5 protein-coding genes are annotated in these 2,098 nt (G+C 37.5%); 2 read left to right on the top strand and 3 right to left on the bottom strand.

The features are described 5' to 3' along the window. Nucleotides 1-212: hypothetical protein (locus RM529_RS17005; RefSeq protein ID WP_311485943.1), on the bottom strand; the 212-nt coding region annotated here is incomplete at its 3' end. 33 nt (nt 213-245) lie between these two features. Beyond that, entirely contained in the window at nt 246-533 is a 288-nt protein-coding gene (locus RM529_RS17010) for a hypothetical protein (protein ID WP_031428457.1), read from the bottom strand. A 189-nt stretch (nt 534-722) separates the two neighbouring features. Between RM529_RS17010 and RM529_RS17015 the strand changes: the two genes are divergently transcribed. After that, nucleotides 723-971 (top strand): N-acetylmuramoyl-L-alanine amidase family protein, encoded by a 249-nt coding sequence (locus RM529_RS17015; protein ID WP_311485944.1) that lies wholly within the window; start codon nt 723-725, stop codon nt 969-971. A gap of 31 nt (nt 972-1,002) precedes the next feature. Next, the gene (locus tag RM529_RS17020; protein ID WP_311485945.1) at nt 1,003-1,380 is read left to right on the top strand and encodes an N-acetylmuramoyl-L-alanine amidase family protein; all 378 of its coding nucleotides are present in this window, start codon (nt 1,003-1,005) and stop codon (nt 1,378-1,380) included. Between the two features lie 96 nt (nt 1,381-1,476). Here RM529_RS17020 and RM529_RS17025 read toward each other — a convergent pair. Beyond that, nucleotides 1,477-2,098 (bottom strand): P-loop NTPase family protein (locus RM529_RS17025; RefSeq protein WP_311485946.1); only part of this gene is annotated, 622 nt, incomplete at its 5' end.

A 2,098-nucleotide genomic window follows, 5' to 3' on the forward strand; every position in this document is an offset into this window, starting at 1 on the left:
AAAAGCTGTGGATTGCCGGTTATCCGGGTCAGAGCGATATACAAGGCTGAATTAAGAACCAATACGCCGATGATAATCCCGAAACTGAAAGAAAAGATGATGACCAATAGCGAAGCGAGAATAGAAACCATCATTATGGCAAACAGGGAAATAGGCAACCCAAAAATGACTGCCCGTTTCCTGATGTTTTTATAGACCTCGAACTTTTTCATAGGTACAGTTGATTTAAAATCACTCTTAAGGGTTTAGACCACGATTCCGATTAGGTAGGTGAAGATTCCAACCACAGCTCCCGCTATTAGCACAAATACGAGTACACGGGTAATTCCTTTTTTAAGGTCTGCATTTTCCCCAAAGAAATGTCCTGCGTTGAACAGGAAACCGATAAGGAAAATCACCCCGAGGATTATCGGAAAAATGGTTCTGATGGTGTTTGAAACATCGTCAACTGAATCTTCGATTCCGCCGATTTGTGCGAAAAGTGATGTTGAGAGCAACGAAAGAAAAGTTGCTAAGTAGATTGATTTTTTCATAACGGAACAGTTTAAATTTTTGATTCGTTTTCGTTAAGGGAAAAGTACATATATTTGTATTCAAATACTTGAAAATCAAATATTTGTGAATAAAATATTATTTGAATTCAATTGAATTTGGATGGTGTTATTTGATATCAAATGCTATGGATTTTGGAAGGTAAGATGTTAATAACGCGAAAAATGAAAATGAAAAAAGTGCTCAAAAACGTCAGTTTTGTCTTTTTGCTCCTGAAAATGTGTATCGTTTTTGGACAAGAACCGGCAACCCAAAAACGAATTGTTATTGATGTTGGACACGGCGGAAAAGATTCTGGTGCGATTAGGATAAATGGGATTAAGGAAAAAGATGTGGTGTTTGCCATCTCAAAAGAAATATGCGCACTCAATAAAATGATTTTCAAAGGCAGGTACGATATATCTAACGCGATACGATGACAGATTTATATCGCTTTCAGACAGGAGCCGATTGGCAAAATCCTTGAAGGCCGATTTAGTTGTTTCAATACATTGCAATGCTTCTACAAACAATTCCAAAGGGATCGAAGTTTACACCTTCAATTCTTTTTCTGAAGATTCAGAGCCGAACATTAAAAAAGCGATTTCCTTGGGAATGGAAGTTTTAGGCGAAGGCAACATTAATTTAAAAATTGAAGGTAGAGGGATGAAATTTGCCAACTTTCAAGTTCTGAGGGAAACGATTGGGTATTGCCCAGCCATATTGATTGAAATAGGATTTGTTACTAATAGCGATGAAAGCACATATTTTTCAGAAGGATCAAATGTCAAGGCAATTGCTTTGGCTATTTTGTTGGGAATAAATAACCATTTAAAAAACAAATTATGAAAGAAGCATTTTTAGAAGTGATAAAAAGTATTCGGGAACTGGGCAAGCAATTTTTAATTGAGTTTTTGTTATTATTTAAGTCTTGGCGAGCTTAATCTATTTTCGTTTATCCCCTGTATTCTTATCAAAAGCAATCAAATTAAACAGTTCCCGCATCCGGCTACGAACGCGATTTCCATAGCGTTCTTCTAATTCCTCTGCATTGAGGTTGGTTGTTGCGTGGGTTTTGATCTTCCGTTTCGTCTGGAGGTATAATTCATACCGTGACAAAAAGACTTCTCCCATCACGTTCAGATCTTTGCCGTAAAACCTTCCAGCAGGTTCTACGCCCAAGTCGTCAAAACAGAAAAATTTCGTATTTCCATAATCCTCGATAGTTTTAAAACCAAGATGGTTAAAGCTGAAAGCAACATTTCGGCAAGGTATCATTTCGTAAGGACGTTGCAACGGCACTAAATGCCGTAAAAGTTTCATCAGGCTGGTTTTACCGCATCCCACGGGCCCAGAGAGTAAAATGCCTTTGTCAACATCGATTTCAAATTTTTGGCAGTTTTCCTTGTCTTTGATGAAGTAGGAGCAAAGTTTTAGTAAAATATCCTTATCCTCTTCATAGATTTTAAATTTCTTTCCAAAGAGGAGCTTGCCCTTGGCATTCAGGTAAATCAGGATTTTCGGGAAATCGTAAAGTACACATTTACCGTCAAACTTGCCCAGCGAG

Source organism: Autumnicola edwardsiae, assembly GCF_031846505.1.
GTDB lineage: Bacteria > Bacteroidota > Bacteroidia > Flavobacteriales > Flavobacteriaceae > Autumnicola > Autumnicola edwardsiae.

Excerpts from the sequence above, each read along its gene's own strand:
- RM529_RS17015 (WP_311485944.1), top strand. The coding sequence starts at position 723 with ATGAAAAAAGTGCTCAAAAACGTCAGTTTTGTCTTTTTGCTCCTGAAA.
- RM529_RS17010 (WP_031428457.1), bottom strand. The coding sequence starts at position 533 with ATGAAAAAATCAATCTACTTAGCAACTTTTCTTTCGTTGCTCTCAACA.